Annotated in this window: 20 protein-coding genes; 15 read left to right on the top strand and 5 right to left on the bottom strand. The window is 65.3% G+C overall.

Translation table 11 applies throughout. The features are described 5' to 3' along the window. Window positions 1–14: 14 nt before the first annotated feature. The 3 genes from ACNPP0_RS03805 to ACNPP0_RS03795 all read right to left on the bottom strand — a co-directional run bounded on the left by ACNPP0_RS03805 (window position 15) and on the right by ACNPP0_RS03795 (window position 3,454). Window positions 15–1,115, bottom strand: coding sequence for an amino acid ABC transporter permease (locus ACNPP0_RS03805; RefSeq protein WP_046803290.1), 1,101 nt, complete (start codon window positions 1,113–1,115; stop codon window positions 15–17). 1 nt (window position 1,116) lies between these two features. After that, window positions 1,117–2,307, bottom strand: coding sequence for an amino acid ABC transporter permease (locus ACNPP0_RS03800; protein WP_332609956.1), 1,191 nt, complete (start codon window positions 2,305–2,307; stop codon window positions 1,117–1,119). A 130-nt stretch (window positions 2,308–2,437) separates the two neighbouring features. Further along, window positions 2,438–3,454 (bottom strand): amino acid ABC transporter substrate-binding protein, encoded by a 1,017-nt coding sequence (locus tag ACNPP0_RS03795; RefSeq protein ID WP_332609954.1) that lies wholly within the window; start codon window positions 3,452–3,454, stop codon window positions 2,438–2,440. A gap of 325 nt (window positions 3,455–3,779) precedes the next feature. Between ACNPP0_RS03795 and ACNPP0_RS03790 the strand changes: the two genes are divergently transcribed. From ACNPP0_RS03790 to ACNPP0_RS03765, 6 genes are all read left to right on the top strand, one after another. Further along, window positions 3,780–4,538 carry a cell division ATP-binding protein FtsE gene (locus ACNPP0_RS03790; protein WP_104141708.1) on the top strand — a complete coding sequence of 253 codons (759 nt, stop codon included), beginning with the start codon at window positions 3,780–3,782 and terminating at the stop codon, window positions 4,536–4,538. Beyond that, window positions 4,535–5,443, top strand: a complete 909-nt coding sequence (locus tag ACNPP0_RS03785) for a cell division protein FtsX (RefSeq protein WP_332609952.1) — start codon at window positions 4,535–4,537, stop codon at window positions 5,441–5,443. The genes ACNPP0_RS03790 and ACNPP0_RS03785 overlap by 4 nt, the downstream gene beginning before the upstream one ends. A 339-nt stretch (window positions 5,444–5,782) precedes the next feature. Then, the gene (gene cheD / locus ACNPP0_RS03780; RefSeq protein WP_332609951.1) at window positions 5,783–6,562 is read left to right on the top strand and encodes a chemoreceptor glutamine deamidase CheD; all 780 of its coding nucleotides are present in this window, start codon (window positions 5,783–5,785) and stop codon (window positions 6,560–6,562) included. A gap of 121 nt (window positions 6,563–6,683) precedes the next feature. Continuing rightward, on the top strand, window positions 6,684–7,238 hold the full coding sequence (gene thpR, locus ACNPP0_RS03775) for an RNA 2',3'-cyclic phosphodiesterase (RefSeq protein WP_448705047.1): 555 nt from the start codon (window positions 6,684–6,686) through the stop codon (window positions 7,236–7,238). A 44-nt stretch (window positions 7,239–7,282) separates the two neighbouring features. Then, entirely contained in the window at window positions 7,283–7,843 is a 561-nt protein-coding gene (locus tag ACNPP0_RS03770) for a 5'-3'-deoxyribonucleotidase (protein WP_332609949.1), read from the top strand. A gap of 81 nt (window positions 7,844–7,924) precedes the next feature. Continuing rightward, on the top strand, window positions 7,925–9,262 hold the full coding sequence (locus ACNPP0_RS03765; protein WP_332609947.1) for an NAD(P)H-dependent oxidoreductase: 1,338 nt from the start codon (window positions 7,925–7,927) through the stop codon (window positions 9,260–9,262). Window positions 9,263–9,328: 66 nt separating this feature from the next. On the opposite strand, the gene ACNPP0_RS03760 is transcribed toward ACNPP0_RS03765, so the two are convergent. Both ACNPP0_RS03760 and ACNPP0_RS03755 read right to left on the bottom strand, forming a co-directional pair. After that, window positions 9,329–10,075, bottom strand: coding sequence for a FadR/GntR family transcriptional regulator (locus ACNPP0_RS03760; RefSeq protein WP_046803355.1), 747 nt, complete (start codon window positions 10,073–10,075; stop codon window positions 9,329–9,331). Window positions 10,076–10,112: 37 nt separating this feature from the next. Continuing rightward, a complete protein-coding gene (locus ACNPP0_RS03755) occupies window positions 10,113–10,850 on the bottom strand; it encodes an SDR family NAD(P)-dependent oxidoreductase (protein ID WP_448705046.1) in 738 nt (245 codons plus the stop codon). A gap of 407 nt (window positions 10,851–11,257) precedes the next feature. Here ACNPP0_RS03755 and ACNPP0_RS03750 point away from each other — a divergent pair, with 407 nt between their 5' ends. From ACNPP0_RS03750 to ACNPP0_RS03710, 9 genes are all read left to right on the top strand, one after another. Continuing rightward, the gene (locus ACNPP0_RS03750; protein WP_448705045.1) at window positions 11,258–12,493 is read left to right on the top strand and encodes a branched-chain amino acid ABC transporter substrate-binding protein; all 1,236 of its coding nucleotides are present in this window, start codon (window positions 11,258–11,260) and stop codon (window positions 12,491–12,493) included. Between the two features lie 148 nt (window positions 12,494–12,641). Further along, window positions 12,642–13,583 (top strand): branched-chain amino acid ABC transporter permease, encoded by a 942-nt coding sequence (locus tag ACNPP0_RS03745; RefSeq protein ID WP_319302296.1) that lies wholly within the window; start codon window positions 12,642–12,644, stop codon window positions 13,581–13,583. Then, window positions 13,580–14,848: a branched-chain amino acid ABC transporter permease gene (locus tag ACNPP0_RS03740; RefSeq protein ID WP_332609941.1), complete on the top strand. Its 1,269-nt coding sequence runs from the start codon at window positions 13,580–13,582 to the stop codon at window positions 14,846–14,848. Before ACNPP0_RS03745 ends, ACNPP0_RS03740 begins: the two co-directional genes overlap by 4 nt. Beyond that, a complete protein-coding gene (locus ACNPP0_RS03735; RefSeq protein ID WP_448705044.1) occupies window positions 14,845–15,597 on the top strand; it encodes an ABC transporter ATP-binding protein in 753 nt (250 codons plus the stop codon). The genes ACNPP0_RS03740 and ACNPP0_RS03735 overlap by 4 nt, the downstream gene beginning before the upstream one ends. Next, window positions 15,594–16,325 (top strand): ABC transporter ATP-binding protein, encoded by a 732-nt coding sequence (locus ACNPP0_RS03730; RefSeq protein WP_332609937.1) that lies wholly within the window; start codon window positions 15,594–15,596, stop codon window positions 16,323–16,325. Before ACNPP0_RS03735 ends, ACNPP0_RS03730 begins: the two co-directional genes overlap by 4 nt. 36 nt (window positions 16,326–16,361) lie before the next feature. Further along, entirely contained in the window at window positions 16,362–17,150 is a 789-nt protein-coding gene (locus tag ACNPP0_RS03725; RefSeq protein ID WP_332609935.1) for an SDR family NAD(P)-dependent oxidoreductase, read from the top strand. 37 nt (window positions 17,151–17,187) lie between these two features. Then, window positions 17,188–19,371, top strand: a complete 2,184-nt coding sequence (locus ACNPP0_RS03720) for an alpha-ketoacid dehydrogenase subunit alpha/beta (protein WP_332609933.1) — start codon at window positions 17,188–17,190, stop codon at window positions 19,369–19,371. Beyond that, a complete protein-coding gene (locus ACNPP0_RS03715) occupies window positions 19,368–19,856 on the top strand; it encodes a VOC family protein (RefSeq protein WP_448705043.1) in 489 nt (162 codons plus the stop codon). The genes ACNPP0_RS03720 and ACNPP0_RS03715 overlap by 4 nt, the downstream gene beginning before the upstream one ends. A gap of 10 nt (window positions 19,857–19,866) precedes the next feature. Beyond that, window positions 19,867–20,370, top strand: a 504-nt coding sequence (locus ACNPP0_RS03710; protein ID WP_448705042.1) for an E3 binding domain-containing protein, incomplete at its 3' end; no start/stop codon positions are given.

The raw sequence follows: 20,370 nt of genomic DNA, 5'->3' as shown, positions 1-20,370 counted from the left end.
CCCCCCGCCAGTGGCTAGCGTTTGTGATCAGTCGCAAGACGTTTTTCAAGCGCCTGACTGTACTTGGACATGGAAAAGCAGAACACGAAGTAGATCGCCGAGATGAACAGGTAGGCCTCTACGCCGAATCCGCGCCATGCCGCATCTGACAAAGCCGCCTTGGCTGCCAGCGTCAAATCGAAGATACCGATGATGACGACCAGCGACGTGTCTTTGAACAGCGCAATGAAAATGCTGACCAGCGGCGGAATCACGATCTTCAGCGCTTGCGGCAAGATGATCTTGCGCATCTGCTGCCAGTAGTTCAGGCCCAGCGAATCCGCGCCTTCGTACTGCCCTTTCGGGATCGCCTGCAAGCCGCCACGCACCGTTTCCGCGATGTAGGCCGCGGCGAACATGATGATGGCGATCTGCGCGCGCAGTAGCTTGTCGATCGAAAAGCCTTCCGGCAGGAACAAGGGCAGCATCACCGACGACATGAACAGCAGGCTGATCAGCGGCACGCCACGGATCAGCTCGATGTACACGACGCACAGCGCCTTGATGGCGGGCATTTTTGAACGCCGGCCCAGGGCCAGCAGCACGCCGATGGGGAACGCAAAGGCGATGCCGAACGTGGACAGGATCAGCGTCAGCGGCAGGCCGCCCCAGCGGGCGTTCTCGACGTAGGTCAGGCCGAACACGCCGCCCCACATCAACAGCGCCACGGCGGTCAGGCCGACGACCCAGATGACTGCCAGCTTCCAGTTCCAGAAACGACGGATGCCGCTGCAAACAATGACCGCCACCAGGATGATGGTGGCGATCAGCGGACGCCATTGCTCGTCGAACGGATAGGTGCCGAACAGGATCAGCCGGTGCTTCTCGATGATGAACGCCCAGCAGGCGCCACCGGAAGCGCGGCATTCCTGGGCGTTGGCCGCGTTGAAGTCGGCCTTGAAGAACGCCCATTCCAGCAGCGCCGGCACCGACATCAACAGGAACCACGCCAGCAGTACCGTGATCAGGATGTTCAGCGGCGACGAGAACAGGCGGGATCTAAGCCAGGGCCACGCGCCCACATGGGTGCTGGGCGGCGGCATGGCTTCGGTGGGGGTATGCGTAGTGCTGCTCATCTCAACGCTCCACCAGCGCGATGCGCTTGTTGTACCAGTTCATGAATATCGAGATCGACAGGCTGACCGTCAGGTACGCGCCCATGATGATGAGAATGCCCTCGATGGCCTGGCCCGTCTGGTTCAGCGTGGTGTTCACGACCGACACGATGTCGGGGTAGCCGATGGCGACCGCCAGCGAGCTGTTCTTGGTCAGGTTCAGGTACTGGCTGGTCATCGGGGGGATGATCACGCGCAGTGCCTGCGGCAGGATGACCAGGCGCAGCACCTTGGCGCGCGGCAAGCCCAGCGAACCGGCGGCTTCCCATTGGCCGTTGTTGACGGCCTGGATGCCCGAGCGCACCACTTCGGCAATGAACGCCGACGTATAGATCACCAGGCCCGCCAGCAATGCGGCGAATTCCGGCGACAGCGTCAAGCCGCCCGAGAAGTTAAAGCCCTTGAGTTCCGGCATGTCCAGCGTCAGGGACGCGCCGCTGACCAGCCAGCCGATGAACGGCAGGCCGATAAGCAAACCGATGGCCCAGCGGCCCAGCGGGAACATGTGGCCGGTGGCTTCGTGGCGCTTCTTGCCGTAGTGGCCAAGAAAGATGATCGCGACGATGGCAAGGCCCAGGCCCGCCAGCATCCAGTCCAGCGAATTGCCTTCCAGCCCGGGCACTTTCAGGCCCCGGTTGGAGATGAACACGCCGGGAAGCGGGTTGTGCGCCTGGCGCGGGCCCGGCATGTTTTCCGTGATCAGCGCGTACCAGAAGAACAGTTGCAGCAAGAGCGGCACGTTGCGCATCACTTCGACGTAAACCGAGGTGATCTTGGCGACGAGCCAGTTCTTGGACAAGCGGCCGATACCGATCAGGGTACCAAGGATGGTGGCCAGCACGATGCCGATGACGGCAACGCGTAGCGTGTTGAGCAGGCCGACCAGGATGGCGCGGCCGTAATCATTGGCGGGGGTGTAGGCGATGGCGGTTTCACCGATCGCAAACCCGGCTTCACGGCTTAGAAAACCGAAGCCCGTGGCGATGTTGCGCACGGACAGGTTATGCAGCGTGTTGGAAACCAGGAACCACACGGCCCAGGCTACCGCGGCCAGCGCAAGCACCTGGTAGACCACGGAGCGCACTCCGGGGTCATTCCAGTTCAGCCGCCGGCGAGGAGCCGAAATTGGGGCGTTTCTATTGGAAGTCGTCATGATGAATCTACAGAAGTCGTACACCGGGTGGCAACGCCGGCAAGGCCACGCCCCCCACTCCTGCCGCCCGCTCGGTGGCGGGCTAGGCAAAACGGAGCGCTAAGGCTCCGTTTTGCCGGGCAGCCGTGTGTTAGCGCACCGGCCAGCCGTACATCAAACCGCCTTGCTTGTACGACGCGTTCAAACCACGCTCCAGCTTCATCGCGCTGTTCTTGCCCAGCGTGTTTTCGAAGCTTTCACCGTAGTTGCCCACGTTCTTGATGATGTTGTAGGCCCACTTGTCGTCCACGCCCAGGTTCTTGCCCATGCCCGGGGTCACGCCCAGGATGCGCTGGATGTTGGGGTTGGGGCTCTTGGTCATTTCATCGACGTTGGCCTTGGTGATGCCGTATTCCTCTGCTTCCAGCATGGCGTTCAGCGACCAGCGCACGATGTTGAACCATTGCTCGTCGCCCTGGCGGACCATGGGGCCCAGCGGCTCCTTGGAGAAGTCTTCCGGCAGGATGACGTACTTGTCCGGGTTCTCGAGCGTGGTGCGCGTCGAAGCCAGTTGCGACTTGTCGGTCGTGAAGGCGTCGCAGCGGCCGGCCGAGAAGGCGCGGATGATTTCGTCGTACTTGTCGATCACAACCGGCTTGAATTCGATCTTCTGGCCGCGGAACCAGTCGGCCAGGTTTAGTTCGGTGGTCGTGCCCGGTTGCACGCAGATCGTGGCGCCGTTCAGTTCCTTGGCGCTCTTGACGTTCAGATCCTTCGAGACCATGACGCCTTGCGAGTCGTAGTAGTTCACGCCCACGCCGATCAGGCCCAGCGTCGTGTCGCGGGTCAGCGTCACGGTGGTGTTGCGGGTCAGCACGTCGACTTCGCCGGATTGCAGCGCGGTGAAGCGTTGCTGCGTGTTCAGGGGCGTGAACTTGACCTTGGTGGCGTCGCCAAACATGGTCGAGGCGATGGCGCGGCACAGGTCCACGTCGATGCCCTTGTACTCGCCCTTGCTGTCAGCAATCGAGAAACCCGGAATGCCCGTTGAAACCCCGCATTGGACAAACCCTTTCTTTTTAACGTTATCGAAGGTCGCGCCCGCATTGGCAGCCGTGGATGCGGCAAACAGTGCCGCGCCAATTGCAGCGAGTTTCAGTACTTTCATCGTGATCTCCGTGTGGGACAAATCGAGCCTTGCCTCGACCGGGTTGGGCCGACGCATGGGGCGGATGGTAGCGTCCACGCAACGGCCGGCACATCCGGGAATTCCCTTGAAATTTAGGGACACTGGCGAAATCAATCGGCGTTTTCGTTCGAAAACGGGGACGCCTTTTTTCGATTGCGTGGGGTCCGAAGATGCGTTTGTTTCGTTCTGCTCAAAACGTGTCCATCCGGTCACACCGAAACGCTTTTTCACAGCCCGGGCACGAAACGCCTTACGCCCCGATCCTGTCCCCGAGTTACTATTGCGGCTTCATCCGACAGCCGCCATGATCGAATTCCAGCACGTATTCAAATCATATGGTCGCGGCCGAAATATCCTGGCCGACATCAACTTCCGCGTAAGCGCGGGAGAATTCGTTTTCGTATCCGGGCCGTCAGGCGCCGGCAAATCCACGCTGCTCAAGCTGATCGGCGGGTTGGAGCCCGCCAGCCGCGGGTCCATCCAGGTCAACGGACAACGGCTGGACAAGCTGCCTGCCCGCGCGCGCCCTTACCTGCGCCGCGCCGTGGGCGTCATCTTGCAGGACACGCACCTGTTGTTCGATCGCAGCGCGTTCGAAAACGTGATGCTGCCGCTGGCGGTGCAGGGCCACCCCTGGGATTCGGCGGCCGCGCGCGCCCGCGCCGCGCTGGACAAGGTGGGCCTGTCGGGTAAAGAAGACCTGAACCCCATTGAATTGTCCGGCGGCGAACAGCAGCGCCTGGCGATTGCGCGGGCCATCGTGAACCGGCCCGCCATCCTGATCGCCGACGAACCCACCGCCAACCTTGACCATGACAACGCGCAGCGCATCATGAACGTGTTTCGCGATTTCAACCGCGTGGGCGTCACGACGCTGATCGCTTCGCACGACCAGGAACTGATGGCGCGCTACGCCACGCGCACGCTGCGCATTGACCCGGGCAAGTTCGCCGATTCGCACGGCCCGTCGCAACCGCCCGACGCCGGGCAACCCGCCGCCGCCACGCCGCGCACCGGCAGCCGCGCCGAACCGGGCATGGGCTTTCCGGGAGAACCGGCATGAACGCCTGGCTGCGGCAACACCGCTATGCGTTGATGGTTACCGTGCGCCGCCTGGCCAAACAACCATTTTCGTCCTTGGCCAACCTGCTGGTGATGGCGCTGGCGCTGGCCCTGCCCCTGCTGGGCAGCGCCATCCTGGTGTCGGTGCAACCGGTGGCGCGCGAAATGTCCGTCACGCCCGAAGTCACCGTGTTCATGCGCGTGGACGCCCCCGCCGGCGCGGCCGCCGATGTGGCCAAGCGCATCAAGGACGATTACCAGAACGACGTGCGCGCGGTGCGCGTGGTGGGGCGCGACGCCGCCCTTGCTGACCTGCGCGCCAACCCGGCGTGGCAGCAGGCGCTGGCGGTCCTGCCCGGCAACCCGCTGCCGGACGCCGTGGTCGTCACGCTGGCCGATGGCGACAACCTGGCCGGGCGCGCCGACAAACTGGCCGCCGACTGGAAGCAATGGAACCACGTTGACCTGGTGCAGCTTGACAGCGCCTGGGTGCAGCGGCTGGAGGCCATTCTGCGCTTTGCCCGTATCGGCCTGGGCTTCCTGGCCGCCTGCGTGGCCGTGGTGGTGCTGGCCACGGTGTTCAACACCGTGCGCATGCAAGCGCTGTCGCAACGCGAGGAAATCGCCGTCGCCCGGCTGGTTGGGGCCACGGAATCCTTCGTGCGGCGTCCGTTCCTGTACCTGGGCGCACTGTCCGGCGCCGTGGCGTCGCTGCTGGCGATCGGGGTGTCCGCCATCGCCCTGTCGCCCTTGAACGAGGCGCTGCTGGGGCTGGCCCGCAGCTACGGCGCCGAGTTCGCGCTACACCTGCCGGGCACGCCGGTGCTGGTGGCTGCCGTGGTGGCATCGGCCGCGCTGGGCGCCTTGTCGGCGCGCTGGTCGGTCACGCGCAGCACCCGGTTCTAAAACCGCCCTGCCCAATCTCTAAAGCTACGTATAAAGCCGGAACGTCCCCGTGATCCGGGGAAAGACCGCGCGCGCGCCTGTGTACGATGATTTCCAGGCGTCGTTGCTGACGCCCGCCCGCGCCGCGGCGTCATTCGCGTCGTGGCGGGTCGCCGCCATGGAGGCAAAGCGCGTTATGAATCAGGGACGTATCGTTCGCCGCCGTTACAAGCATTTCCCCCGTTGTCTCGCGGGATATGTAAGAATAAAGCGAAATTTTTCTATACTTTTTGAAACATTCAACGTTTTGCCGAGCACCGTCCTTCGTGTCCCAATCGCCGTTCTTGCCTGATAAGTCCCATGGTCGCCCGTCTTGAAGCCCGTGCAACGCGCCACTATTTCGATAGCGCGTTCCAGTGTCAGGCGGTGAAGGTACTCCCCAACGAGTACTACGTCACCGACGAAGACCTGATGATTTCGACCGTACTCGGGTCGTGTGTTGCCGCCTGTATTCACGATCCGGTTACCGGCGTGGGCGGCATGAACCACTTCATGTTGCCGGAAGGCGACATGCAGTCGCCCGCCTCGGCGACGATGCGCTACGGCGCGTTCGCCATGGAAGTGCTGATCAACGAATTGCTCAAGGCCGGCGCCTCGCGCGACCGACTGGAAGCCAAGGTGTTCGGCGGCGGCGCGGTGCTTAGCGCCATGCAGCAGATGAACATCGGCGAACGCAACGCCATCTTCGTCTTGAACTATCTGAAGATGGAAGGCATTCCGGTCAAGGGCAAGGACCTGGGCGACGTGCACGCGCGTCGCATCAATTACTTTCCCCGCGATGGCCGCGTGATGGTGCGCAAGATGGCGCCGCACCACCAGCGCGCCGAAGAAATCATCGCCAAGCGCGAACAGGCCGCCGCCCAAAGCGTGCAAGCCAAGACGCAAACCCCGCAACGCGTGGAACGCTTCAACCGCCCAGGCGTCGAGCGCTTCGATGCGCCCGCCCGACCGGGGGTGGAACGATTCGACAAGCCGGCGCGACCCGGCGTGGAACGTTTTGACCGCCCTGCGCGCCCGGGCGTCGAACGCTTCGACACCGCGCTGTCACGCCTGCGCAAGTCGGAAAACACCGGCAGCTGATCCATCGCCCGACGCCCGTCCGAAAGCGCGGGGCGAGGGGCGCTCGGCGCAGGTTGGACGGCGCAGGTCGGACGGCGAACGGCAGACAGCAGACAGCAGACGGCGCGCCTACAATCGGCGCATGTCCACCGTCCGCCTTTTCTACGCCCTGTGGCCGTCACCGCAACTGGCAGCATCGCTGGCCCAGTGGGCGCAAGCCGCCCGCCCCGCTTGCGGTGGGCGCGTCATGCGCACCGAAACGCTGCATCTGACCCTGGCCTTTCTGGGCCCGGTCGAGGCGCAATTGGCCGACGAGTTGGCAGCCGCCACGCCCGCCTATTGCATCGCGCCGGGCGAGGTGCCGCTGGACCACCTGGGCGTCTTTCAGCGCCCGCGCATTCTGTGGGCCGGGCCGCGTGACACGCCGCCCGCGCTGCAAGCGGTGCACGACGGTCTTTGGCAACGGCTGGCGGGATACGGCCTTGCCAAGCCGCCCCAACCTTTTCGCCCTCACGTCACGCTGCTGCGCAACATCGAACGCGCGGAGCCGCCTCCGCGCCCACCCGACAACGCCGCTGACGGCGTCCGGACACCGCTGATATGGCGCTATGACCGCCTGGTGCTGGTGGCGTCGGAGTCCCTGTCGGGCGGCAGCCGTTACCGGATCGTTGCCCAATCCCGGCCGCTGGACGCGTAGCCGCGCTCTGGCACAATCGCTGGGTTGCAACCCCTGGGATCGCCATGATCATCCTGCTGGACCAAGACGGCGTGCTGGCCGATTTCGAACACGCGTTCATCGACGCCTGGCGCGTGCGCCATCCCGATATCGCCCCCATTGAATTCGAAGACCGCAAGTCCTTCCACATCCGCGAAGACTATCCACCCGAACTTCGCGGCATGGCCGAAGCCATCTATACGGCGCCCGGCTTCATCCGCAACCTGCCGCCCGTGCCCGGCGCGCTGCAAGCCGTGCAAGAACTGCTGGCCTTGGGCATGGACGTGCGCATCTGCTCGTCGCCGCTGTCGCAGTTTGAAAACTGCGTGGCGGAAAAGTACTTGTGGGTGGAAAAGAACCTGGGGCGCGACGCCACCGCCCGGCTGATCCTGACCAAGGACAAGACGCTGGTGCACGGCGACCTGCTGATCGACGACAAGCCGCATATCGAAGGCGCCGTGAAGCCGCGCTGGAAGCACATTCTGTTTGACGCGCCCTATAACCGCCAGGTCACCGACCGCCCCCGCATCACCTGGAAAAACTGGCGCAACGTGCTGGCCGGCGAGCTCTATACGGCGGATGAATGAGTCCGGGCGGCTGCTGTTCAGCCGTCATGATTTAGGACTATTCTGTGTTGGCTGTACCCCCACCCCGGAGGAGCCCGCACCATGAATCTGTACCGTCTGCTCAAGCAACGAGAAGCCGATCACAAGCCTTTGCGTGTTGCATTGCTGGGCGCCGGAAAGTTCGGCGCCATGTTCATGAGCCAGGCCCCACGCACGCCGGGGATGCGGCTGGTGGCGGTGGCGGACCTGGCGCCCGACCGCGCCCGGGCGGCGCTGACGCGGGTGGGCTGGCCGGCCACGGCGCTGAACGCCGCCAGCACCAATGACGCCCTGAAAAACGGCAAGGTCTTCTTCAGCGACGACCCGCTGGCGGTTATCGCCAGCCCCGAGGTCGACATCGTCATCGACGCCACCGGGCAGGCCGCCGCCGGCATCACCCACGTGCTGGCCTGCTGCGAATACGGCAAGCACATCATCATGGTCAACGTCGAAGCCGACGCCCTGGCCGGCCCGCTGCTGGCGCGCCGCGCGCGCGAGGCGGGCATCGTCTATTCGCTGGCCTATGGCGATCAGCCCGCGCTGATCTGCGAAATGGTGGACTGGGCGCGTGCCTCGGGCTTTGAAGTCATGGCGGCGGGCAAGGGCACCAAGTACCTGCCGGAGTTCCACACGTCGACACCCGACACCGTCTGGCCGTACTACGGCTTCACCGCCGAAATGGTGGCCGCCGGCGACTTCAACGCGCAGATGTTCAACAGCTTTCTGGACGGCACCAAAAGCGCCATCGAGATGGCGGCGGTGTCCAACGCCACGGGCCTGTTGCCGTCACCGTCCGGCCTGCACTTTCCGCCGTGCGGCGTGGACGATCTGGCACGGGTGCTGCGCCCGCGCGAGGACGGCGGCATTCTGCATCACCGCGGCCAGGTGGAAGTCATTTCATCGCTGGAACGCGACGGCCGCCCGGTGTTTCGCGACCTGCGCTGGGGCGTGTACGTGACGCTGGCGGCCGACAGCGACTACGTGCGCCGCTGCTTCCAGGAATACGGCCTGGTCACCGACCCCAGCGGCAACTACACCGCCATGTACAAGCCTTATCACCTGATCGGTCTTGAGCTTGGCATCAGCGTGGCCAGCGTGGGCTTGCGGCGCGAACCCACGGGCGCGCCCGCCGGCTGGCACGGCGACGTGGTGGCCACCGCCAAGCGCGACTTGCAGGCCGGCCAGATCCTGGACGGCGAAGGCGGCTACACGGTGTATGGCCGGCTGATGCCGGCGCGCGATTCCGTCGAAGAAGGCTATTTGCCGCTGGGCTTGTCGCATCAGGTCAAGCTCAAGCACCCGGTGCGCCAGTCGCAGGCAATACGCTGGCGCGACGTGGAATATGACGAGCGGTCGACGGCGGTGCAGTTCCGGCGCGAAATGGAGCAGACCTTCGCGTAGTAGCGGCCGAAAAGTGTGGCCCGAAACGGGCGAAGGCGGCGCCGTTGCCCGTAACCGCCCCGCCGCTTACACCGGCGCGGGGCGCTCGGCCTGGAATAAACGCAGCCGGTCCGCCGCGTTGCGCAGATGCTGTTCGGCGGCGCGGCCGGCGGCGTCGGGGTCCGAGCCTTCGATGGCCACGAAAATGGCCTGATGCTCGCTTTGCACAGCGGCCATCCGTTCGGCATAACGGCGCGCCGTGTTGTTACGCGCGCTGCGGATCACGCGCCGCACATTGGCTTCCAGATAATCATTGAGGGACACCAGATGCGGGTTGTGCGTGGCCTGCACGATGGCCTGGTGAAACTGGTAGTCCTCTTCGTCGCCCAGCTTGTCGTTGATCAGCGCGTATTCCATGCCGACCAACGCCTGGCGCATCTTCTTCAGGTCTTGATCCGTGCGCCGCTGCGCCGCGTAGCGCGCGGCGGTGACCTCGATGGACAGCATCAATTCCAGGATGTGTTCCAGGTCTTCGGTGTCGCCGGGCGTGGGCGCGGCGATGCGAAACGCGTTGCGCTGGAAGTTGGGGTCCACGAACACGCCGCTGCCTTGCTGCGACGTGATCAAGCCTTCGGACTTCAAGCGCGCCAAGGCCTCGCGCACCACGGCGCGGCTGACCGAATAGGTTTCGGTCAGCTGCTTTTCGGTGGGCAGGCGGTCGCCCGGGGCTAGCACTCCCTGGCGTATCTGTTCAGCCAATGCATCTCCCAAGGCGGCGGAAAGCGAGCTCTTGGGCGGGTTGCGCGGCGTGTCCTGATCGTGATTCGTCGACATGGGAAATCGGGAAAAGGTGATGGCGGCGTCCTTCACTTTAAGCGATGTAGATGCCGCCGTTGACCTGCATGACTTCGCCCGTCACGAAACCGGCCAGCGGCGAACACAGGAACGCGATCGATCCGGCAATTTCCTCGGCGGTGCCGAAGCGGCGCAGCGGCGTGCTTTCCAGCAGATGCGTGCCCTTCTGGCCAATCAGGTCCTGCGTCATGGACGTGGCGATGATGCCTGGGGCCACCGCATTCACGCGGATCTGCGGCGCCAGTTCCAGCGCCAGGCTGCGCGTGAAGCTCTGCACCGCGCCCTTGGACGCGGAATAGGCCGCGTGCGCGTAGCTGCCGCGCTGCGCCGCCAACGAGGTCAGCAGCACGATGGACCCGTTGTGGCGCAGCTGGCGCTGGGCGGCGCGGCATACGTAGAACGTGCCGTCCAGGTTCACGCGCATCAGCGTGCGCCACGCCTCGTCGCTGGTGTCCTTGACCAGTTGCTCAGGATAGATGCCGGCGCAATGCACCAAGTGGTCCAGCCCGCCAAAGTGCTTGGCCGCCGCTTCGAACACGCGCTCGCATTCATGCGACACCGACACATCCAGCGCATGCGTGTAGACACGTTGGCCCGTCGGGTCCAGCTCGGCCGCGATCTCTTCCAACCGCGCGCCGTCGATATCCGTCAACACCAGCCGGGCGCCATGGGCGGCCATCAGGCGCGCCGTCGCCAGGCCAATGCCATTGCCCGCGCCCGTGATCGCGGCCACCTGCCCTTCAAATGAAATCATCCTGTCTCCAACGTGTGTAAGTGGGCGCGCCTTGTGTCCCGGCCGCCACGGCCCTGTGATTGGACTCCTGAATCCGCCGCTTGACACGAGAAAAACGCTTGCCCTATTATTTATCAGACAACTTAATAAAGTTACCTGACAACTTGTCCGGAAAGCGTAAATCAAGTCGCGTTTTCAGGCAAGCCAGTCAGAAAAAACAAAGGCCGAAGCGCCGCAAAAACAGGACGGAGACAACAGGGCGGACACCCCCGGCAGCACGACGGTGTTCGTCCCCATCTTGCGATATCCCCTTCCCCGATTTGCGCGTTCACGGCCATGGAATAGGCGCCACCAAGCGCGCTTGCTAGGGCGGTCGCACGCATCTTTACGTACGCACACACCACTCCCGTTCCACGGAGGAGACACGCATGAAATTGGCTTTTACCACCGGCCTGCTGTGCCTGGCCGGCATCGCCGCATCGGCGCACGCCGCACCCGTCAAGGTCGGCCTGATCGAGACGCTGTCGGGCCCGCAGGCCTCGACCGGCCTGATGTTCCGCGCCGCGGTCAAATATGAGCTGGACCGCATCAACGCCGCCGGCGGCTGGAATGGCCAACCGCTGGAATTGGTCGAGTTCGACAACCAGGGCGGCCCGGTGGGCGCGTCCGACCGTTTCCGCGCGGCCGCCGCCGAAGGCGTGCAGGTGCTGGTGCAGGGCTCGTCGTCCGCCATTTCCGGCCAGCTGACCGAAGACGTGCGCAAGCACAACCTGCGCAACCCGGGCAAGGAAGTCGTCTTCTTGAACGTGGGCGGCGAAGCGCTGGAACTGACCGGCCAGAAGTGCCACTTCTACCACTTCCGTTTCACCACCAACGCCGATTTGCGCGTGAAGTCGCTGGCGTCGGTGATGTCGGCCGACGGCACGCTGGGCAAGCGCGTGTACGCCATCAACCAGAACTATTCCTGGGGCCAGGACATGGAAGGCGCCACCGAGCGCTTTGCCAAGCAGTACGGCTATGAAGTGGTGGGCAAGACGCTGCACGAAGTCAACAAGATCCAGGACTTCGCGCCCTATGTGGCGCGCATCCGCTCGGCCACGCCCGACACCGTCATCACCGGCAACTGGTCCAACGACCTGCTGTTGTTGATGAAGGCCACGCAGTCCGCCGGGCTGAAGGTGCGCTTTGCCACCGTGTTCCTGGACCAGGTGGGCAACCTGGCCAACGCCGGCGACGTGGCCCTGGGCCACTACATCGCGCACCCGTACAACATCGAAGCCGCCGGCGACGAAGGCGCCAAGTTTGCCGAGGACTACAAGTCCAAGACCGGCCACTACCCCAGCTACACCGAACCGCAGACCGTTATCGGCGTGCGCTTCCTGGGCGAAGCGCTAAAGCAGGTCAAGCCCAAGGACGGCAAGCTGTCCGTGCCGGACCTGGCGCTGGCGCTGGAAAAGGTCACCTACACGTCCACGTTGGGCACCTACACGATGCGCGCCGAAGACCACCAGGTGCAGCTGCCGATGGTGGTGTCCAAGGTCAGCAAGAACGCCAAGTACAAAGCCGACGGCACTGACATGGGCTTTGAACCGGTGAAGGTGCTGGCGGCGGCGGATGTGTCCGCCCCGGTGCAGGCCACCTGCAAGATGCAGCGTCCGCAATAAGACGCCCGGCAAGGCGGCGCGCGACCTGCGCGCCCGCCTTGTTCGTCGCCTGACAAAAAAGCGCACCGCCGGCGCGGGCCGGAAAAACAAGGTGCGCAATGGATCGCGCAAGCCACGGGCTTGAACGCGAAAGAATTATGGAGCGGACATGGAATACTTTACCGTCTCGCTGTTGAACGGCGTGATTTACGGCCTGCTGCTATTCATGGTGTCGGCGGGCCTGACACTGATTTTTGGAATGATGGGCGTGTTGAATTTTGCACACGCCTCGTTCTACATGATCGGCGCATACGCCGCCTACACGCTGACGCCCGTCACGGGCTTCTGGACGGCGCTGGTGCTGGCCACGATCATCTCGGGCGTGCTGGGCATGGGCGTCGAACGCTTTTTCCTGCGCCGCGTGCACAAGTTCGGCCACGCGCAGGAACTGCTGGTGACCTTTGGCCTGGCCTTCATCGTGGCCGAGCTCATCAAGCTGTTCTACGGCGACTTTCCGGTTGATTACCGCGTGCCGCCCTTCCTGAACTTCGCGGCCTTTCGCGTGTTCGACGCGGACTACCCCTTCTATCGCCTGCTGATGGGCGGCGTGTCGCTGGCGATGTTTGCCGTCATCTACCTGCTGCTGTCGCGCACTCGGGTGGGCATTGTCGTGCGCTCGGCCATCTATCGGCCGCGCATGGCCGAAGCGCTGGGCCACAACGTGCCGCTGGTTTTCATGAGCGTGTTCGGCGTGGGCGCGGCGATGGCCGGGCTGGCGGGCGCGGTGGCCGGCGCGTTCTACACCACCAACCCGAACATGGCGCTTGAATTGGGCGTGCTGGTGTTTGTGGTGGTCGTAGTGGGCGGCCTGGGTTCGCTGGAAGGCGCCATGATCGCCTCGCTGCTGATCGGCCTGATCAGTTCGTTCTCGGTGGGTATCGACGCCAGCCTGGCGTCCCTGTTCGGCCTGTTCGGCGCGGGCGAATGGGCCGAAAGCGTGGGCGGTTTGATGACCGTGAAGATTTCCAGCCTGGCCGCCACCCTGCCCTTCCTGCTGATGCTGGTGGTGCTGCTGGTCAAGCCGTCGGGCCTGAAGGGAGAACAGGCATGAGCCAGACCCGTACTGCATCCGGCGCGCTGCTGCTGATCGTTTGCGTGGCGGCGTTATGCGCCTTGCCGTGGCTGCTGCCGCCCGGCCAACTGGTGGCGGCGGTGCAGATGTTGATCGCCGCGCTGTTCGCCTGCGCCTTCAACCTGCTGGCGGGCCAGGGCGGCATGCTGTCCTTTGGTCACGCCGCGTACTTCGGCGTGGGCACCTTTGCCACCATTCACGCCATGAACGCGCTGGGCGGCGCGGGCTTGTTGCCCACGCCGTTGATGCCGCTGGTGGGCGGGGTGGCCGGGCTGCTGTTTGGCCTGGTCGCGGGCTGGTTCGCCACCATGCGTTCCGGCGTCTACTTTTCGATGATCACGTTGGCGCTGGCTGAACTGCTGCACGCCCTGGCGCCGCATTTGAAAGGCGTGTTCGGCGGCGAAGCGGGCGTGTCCGCCATGCGCATGCCGGCCTGGGGCTTCACCTTCGGATCCGACATCGAGGTCTATTTCCTGGTGCTGGCCTGGGTGCTGATATCGCTGGCCGCGCTGTATGGCCTGACCCGCACGCCCTTGGGCCGGCTGACGCTCGGCCTGCGCGAAAACGCCAACCGGCTGCGTTACCTGGGCTATCGGCCGCATGCGCTCAAGACCATGGTGTTTGCGTTGTCGGCCATGTTCGCGGGCATCGCGGGCGGCTTGCAGGCGCTGAACATCGAAGCGGGCAACTACGTGCTGTTCGAGGTCAAGCTGTCGACCGACGCGGTGCTGTTCGCCTACATCGGCGGCGTCAACGCGTTCCTGGGCCCGGTTCTGGGCGCGGCGATGCTGACGTTTCTATCGCAAACGCTGGCCGACATTACCCGTTCCTGGTTGCTGTACCAGGGCATTCTGTTCGTGCTGGTGATGCTGTTCGTGCCGGACGGCCTGGTCGGGCTGGTGCAGCGCGCCGCCAAGTCGCTGCGCGAACGCGGCCTGGCCAACTGGCTGCCGCGCGCCGTCGTGTCCGTGGCTGCCGGCCTGCTGCTGACCGCCGCCACCGTCTTCCTGGTAGAGCTGCTGCAACGCATGTTCGCGCGCGACTACCGCGCGCTGCTGGCCATGAACCCGGACGCCGGCTGGCCCGCCATCCCGCTGTTCGGTCACGACTGGGCGCCGCTGGCTTTGTCTACCTGGTTGGTGCCCTTGGCCTTGTTCGCCGTGGGCCTGTTGGCGTGCCGCTGGGCGCTGGCCCTGTGGCGCGACGACGGCGATGCCGCCCCCGTGCTGGAGCCCGCAAAATGAGCCATTCCATCCTGACCCTGACCGACGTGCGCAAGTCCTTTGGCCAAGCGCAGATCATTCGCGGTGTGAACCTGGCCATTGAAGCCGGTGAACGCCATGCGGTCATCGGCCCCAACGGCGCGGGCAAGTCCACCCTGTTCCACCTGATGTCGGGCTCGTTCGCGCCCACCTCGGGCGACATCAACCTGCGTTCGCGCGCCATTGGCGGTTTGCCCCCCGAAGCCATCAACCGCCTGGGTCTCGCCCGCTCGTTCCAGATCACCAACGTGTTTCCGCGCCTGTCGGTGCGCGAGAACCTGCGCCTGGCGGTCTTGCGCATGCATGGGCTGGTCTACAACTTCTGGCGACCCATTGCGCGGCACCGCGCCGTCAATGAAGACGTGGACCGCCTGCTGGAAAAAGTGCGGCTGACGGCCAAGCAGCAAACGGCCGCGGGCGACCTGAACTATTCCGAGCAGCGCTCGCTGGAAATCGGCATGACGCTGGCCTCGCGCCCGAAGGTCATCTTGCTGGACGAGCCCATGGCCGGCATGTCGCAACACGAAGTCGATTACACGGTGGAGCTGATCAAGGACGTTACGCGGGACTGCACCTTGCTGATCGTCGAGCACGACATGCAGGTGGTGTTCTCGCTGGCCGACCGCATCAGCGTGCTGGTGTACGGCGAAATTCTTGCCACCGGTACGCCCGCCGACATCCGTGGCGACGCCCGCGTGCGCGACGCGTATCTGGGAGAGGAAACGGTATGACGACGCAAGCCTCACTGCAAGCGCCCCTGCTCAGCCTACAGGGCGTGCACGCGCACTACGGCAAGAGCCACATCCTGCACGGCATCGATCTTTCCATCGGGCGCGGCGAAGTCGTCAGCCTGCTGGGGCGCAACGGCGCCGGCCGCTCAACCACCATGAAAAGCATCATGGGCCTGGTGGACGTAACGGGCGGGCACATCGCCATCGAAGGGCGCGACATCACCAACAAGCGCCCCTTTGAAATCGCGCGCGCCGGTGTGGGCTTCGTGCCCGAGGAACGCGAGGTCTTCGCCAACCTGACCGTGGACGAAAACCTGCGCATGGGCGAACAGCCCAAGCGCGACGACGCGCCCCATTGGACGGTGGCGCAGATGTTCGACTACTTCCCGCGCCTGAAGGAACGCAGCAACACAAAGGCCGGCAACCTGTCGGGCGGCGAACAGCAGATGCTGACGATGTGCCGCTCGCTGCTGGGCAATCCCAAGGTGATGCTGATCGACGAACCCACCGAAGGGCTGGCGCCGAAGATCGTGGAAGTGATCGCCGACGTGATCCGCGATATCCACAAGCGCGGCGTGTCGGTGGTGCTGGTGGAGCAGAAGCTGACGATCGCGCTGAAGGTATCAACGCGCGTCAGCGTCATGGGCCACGGCCGCATCGTGTTCGAAGGACCGCCCGCGCAGCTGCACGAGCGCCAGGACGTGGTCCAGGAATGGCTGGCGGTCTGACCCCGCCGCAACGCACAACCTTTACAGGCATCTACCTTGGACCACACCACAGAAGTCATCCATAGCGACCTGCGCGGCCAACGCGTCGTCATTACCGGCGGCGCCAAGGGCATTGGCCTGGCCACCGCCCACGCGTTCGTGCGCCAGGGCGCGCGCGTGGCCTTGCTGGACATGGACGCCGCCGCGCTGGAGGCCGCCGTGACCGAACTGACCTCGGCCGGCGGCCAGGCCATGGCCGTGCAGGCGTCCGTCACCGACGCCGACGCCGTCGAGCGTGCATTTGCCCAGGTCGAACAGGCCTGGGGCGGCATCGACGTGCTGGTCAACAACGCCGGCATCTCGGCCAACAAGCCCACGCTGGAAGTCACCGTGGACGAATGGCGCCGCGCCGTGGACATCAACCTGACCGGCGTGTTCCTGTGCGCGCAGGCGGCCGGCCGCCGCATGGTGCCGGCGGGCGCGGGCAGCATCATCAACCTGGCATCGATGTACGGCGTGGTGGCCGCGCCCGACCGCGCGGCGTATTGCGCCACGAAGGGCGCGGTGGTGCTGCTGACCGAAACGCTGGCCGTGGAATGGGGCCCGATGGGCGTGCGCGTGAACGCGCTGGCCCCCGGCTACGTCGAGACCGATCTGGTACGGGACCTGGCCGCGCGTGGCCGCCTGGACCCCGAACGCCTGAAGCAGCGCACCCCGCTGCGCCGCATGGCGCAGCCGGCCGAAATGGCCGACCTGGCGGTCTTCCTGGCATCGCGCCAGGCCGCCTACATCACCGGACACACCCTGGTGGCCGACGGCGGCTGGAGCCGCTACAGCTACCTCTAACCGCACCGACGCTTAAAAACATTCTGGAGATTCACTCATGGCCACCTACCAACCGCTTGAGCCCCAGGCGCCCTGGCGGCAACTGACGGTCGAGGCGCGTGACTGGCAGCAGGCGGACCCCGCCCTGCTGGGCACGATGCTGACCCAGCTGCACTGGATCCGCGCCTTTGAAGAGGCCGTGCTGGACCTGGCCGCCGAAGGCTTGGTGCACGGCCCCGCGCATTCGTCCGTGGGCCAGGAAGGCGGCGCCGTCGGGTCGGTGCTGGCGCTGGGCGCGGGCGACCAGATCAACGGCTCGCATCGCGGGCACCATCAATTTCTGGCCAAGGCGCTGCAACACGTGGCGCCGCTGGGCCTGGACCCGCGCAACCCGATCACGCCCGCCATCGACGACGTGTTGCAAAAGACGCTGGCCGAAATCATGGGCCTGGCGCAAGGGTTCTGCCGGGGCCGTGGCGGCAGCATGCACCTGCGCTGGCTGGAAGCGGGCGCGCTGGGCACCAACGCCATCGTGGGCGGCGGCGTGCCGCTGGCGGCCGGTGCGGGCTGGGCACACAAGCACGCCGGCACCGACCGCGTGGCCGTGACTTACTTTGGCGACGGCGCGGTGAACATCGGGTCCGTGCTGGAAACGATGAACCTGACGGCCGCATGGAAAACGCCGCTGTGCTTTTTCATCGAGAACAACCGCTACGCGGTGTCGACCACGGTGGAAGAATCCACCGCCGAACCGCGCCTGTCCGCACGCGGCCTGGCGTTCAATATTCCGTCATGGAAGGTTGACGGCATGGACCCGCTGGCCGTGCACCTGGCCATGTCCGAAGCCGTGGCGCACATGCGCGCGGGCAACGGCCCGACGATCGTTGAAGTGGACGTGTACCGCTTCTTTCACCAGAACGGCCCGTTCCCCGGCAGCGCCTTTGGCTACCGCACCAAGGACGAAGAATCCCAGTGGCGCCAACGCGATCCGCTGGACAAGATCGCTACCGAAATGATCGGCCGCAAGTTGATCACGCAAGCCGAGGTGGACGCGCTGCGCCAGCGCTGCAAGGACGTCATGAAAGACGTGTGCGGCCGTCTGACCGAAGCCGCTGACGGCGGCAAGCGCCGCGTGCGCGCCGACCTGTGGCCGCGCCCCGACTTCCGCGACGTGGGCCTGCGCAGTGACGGCGCCGAACTGGCCGGCCTGCGCTACCAGGACGCCGACGACCACACGGGTGCGAAAGTCGAACGCAAGTTTGTCGATGCCGTGGCCGACGTGCTGGACCGCCGCATGGAAACGGACGCCGGTGTCGTGGTGCTTGGCGAAGACGTGCACCGCTTGAAGGGCGGCACCAACGGCGCCACGCGCGGGCTGAAGGACAAGTACCCCGACCGCGTGCTGGGCACGCCCATTTCCGAGAACGCGTTCGCGGGCCTGGGCGGCGGCCTGGCGATGGACGGGCGCTACAAGCCTATCGTTGAATTCATGTACCCCGACTTCATGTGGGTGGCGGCCGACCAGATCTTCAACCAGATCGGCAAGGCCCGCCACATGTTCGGCGGCGACATCGACGTGCCGTTCGTGCTGCGCACCAAGGTTGCGATGGGCACGGGCTATGGCTCGCAGCACTCGATGGACCCGGCCGGCATCTTCGCCACCGCGCCCGGCTGGCGCATCGTGGCGCCGTCCACGCCGTATGACTACGTGGGCCTGATGAACACCGCGCTGGCCTCGAAAGACCCTGTGCTGGTAATCGAACACGTGGACCTGTACGCCTCGACGGGCGAGGTGCCCGACGGCGACCTGGACTACGCCATTCCTTTCGGCAAGGCGCGCGTGCGCCGCACGGGCGGCAAGGTCACCATCCTGACGTACCTGTCGATGGTCAGCCGCGCGTTGAAGGCAGCCGAGGAAGCGGGCGTGGATGCCGAGGTGATCGACCTGCGCACGCTGGACCGCGCCAGCCTGGACTGGGACACCATCGGCGCCAGCATCCAGAAGACCAACAACGTGCTGATCGTGGAGCAAGGCGCGCGTGGCACGTCCTACGGCGCGATGCTGTCCGATGAAATCCAGCGCCGCTATTTCGACTGGCTGGATCAGCCGATCAAGCGCGTCACGGGTGGCGAGGCGTCGCCCAGCATCTCGAAGGTGCTGGAACGCGCGGCATTCGCTGACACCGAGGAGGTGCTGGCCGGGCTGGCCGACGTGCTGGCCGATCTGGGGGAACAGGCATGAACGCGCTACACATGACCGTGCCGATGGAAGTCGGCGTTTGCTGCCGCGATCTGGACGCGCTGCTGGCGTTCTACACCGACGTGGTCGGCCTGAAGCTGGTGAACCGCGTCAGCGTGCCCGCCGACAAGGCACGGGCCACGGGCCTTACCGCGCATGGCTACGACGTGGCGCGCTTGCAGACGCCGTACGGCGAACGCATCAAGCTGCTGCAACCGAACGTGGCGCCGGAATCCGCCGTGCGCGGCGCGGCCATCCTGGATCGCCAGGGCGCCACCTACCTGACCTTCATCGTGCGCGACCTGGCGGGCGTGGTGCGCAACCTGCAAGCGCGGGGAGTGGTCTTTGACAGCGCGCCCGCGCCCATGGAAGTGCGCCCCGGCACGTGGCTGGCATTCTTCCGCGACCCCGAAGGCAACGTGCTGGAACTGGTCGAATACGACGACCCCGCCGACTACCGGCCCGATCTGGCCGGCGCCGCCAACTAGGACGAACATCGTGGCTCACCTAATCAAGCTCCCCTCTGTTGCCGCCGATACGTCGGGCGGCAACCTGCACCAGTGGCTCAAGCAGGAAGGCGACACCGTCGCCGTCGGCGATGCGCTGGCGGAAATCGAAACCGAAAAGGCCATCGTCGAAATCAACGCCGAGCATGCGGGCGTGCTGGCCCGCATCGTGGTCCCGGCCGGCGCGGCGTCGGTGCCGATCAACACGGTAATCGGCGTGCTGCTCGCCGAAGGCGAAGATGCCTCGGCGGTAGATCGCGCGTTGGCGGAACATGGCGGGGCGGCCGCGGCGGTTGCTGGAGCGCCGACCGCAACGGCCGCCCCCTCTCCGTCTGATGCGGCTCCCGCCTCCACCGCCCCCGTTCCCGGCGGTCGCTTGTTCGCCAGCCCCCTGGCGCGCCGTTTGGCCGCGCAGTGGCATGTGGACCTGTTGGGCGTGACCGGCACCGGCCCGCATGGCCGCATCGTGCGCCGCGACGTGGAGGCCGCGCGCGAC

The organism is Achromobacter semiaridum (genome assembly GCF_053543755.1).
The sequence above is the reverse complement of the archived record's forward strand: the minus strand, read 5'-3'. Positions and strand labels throughout refer to the sequence as shown.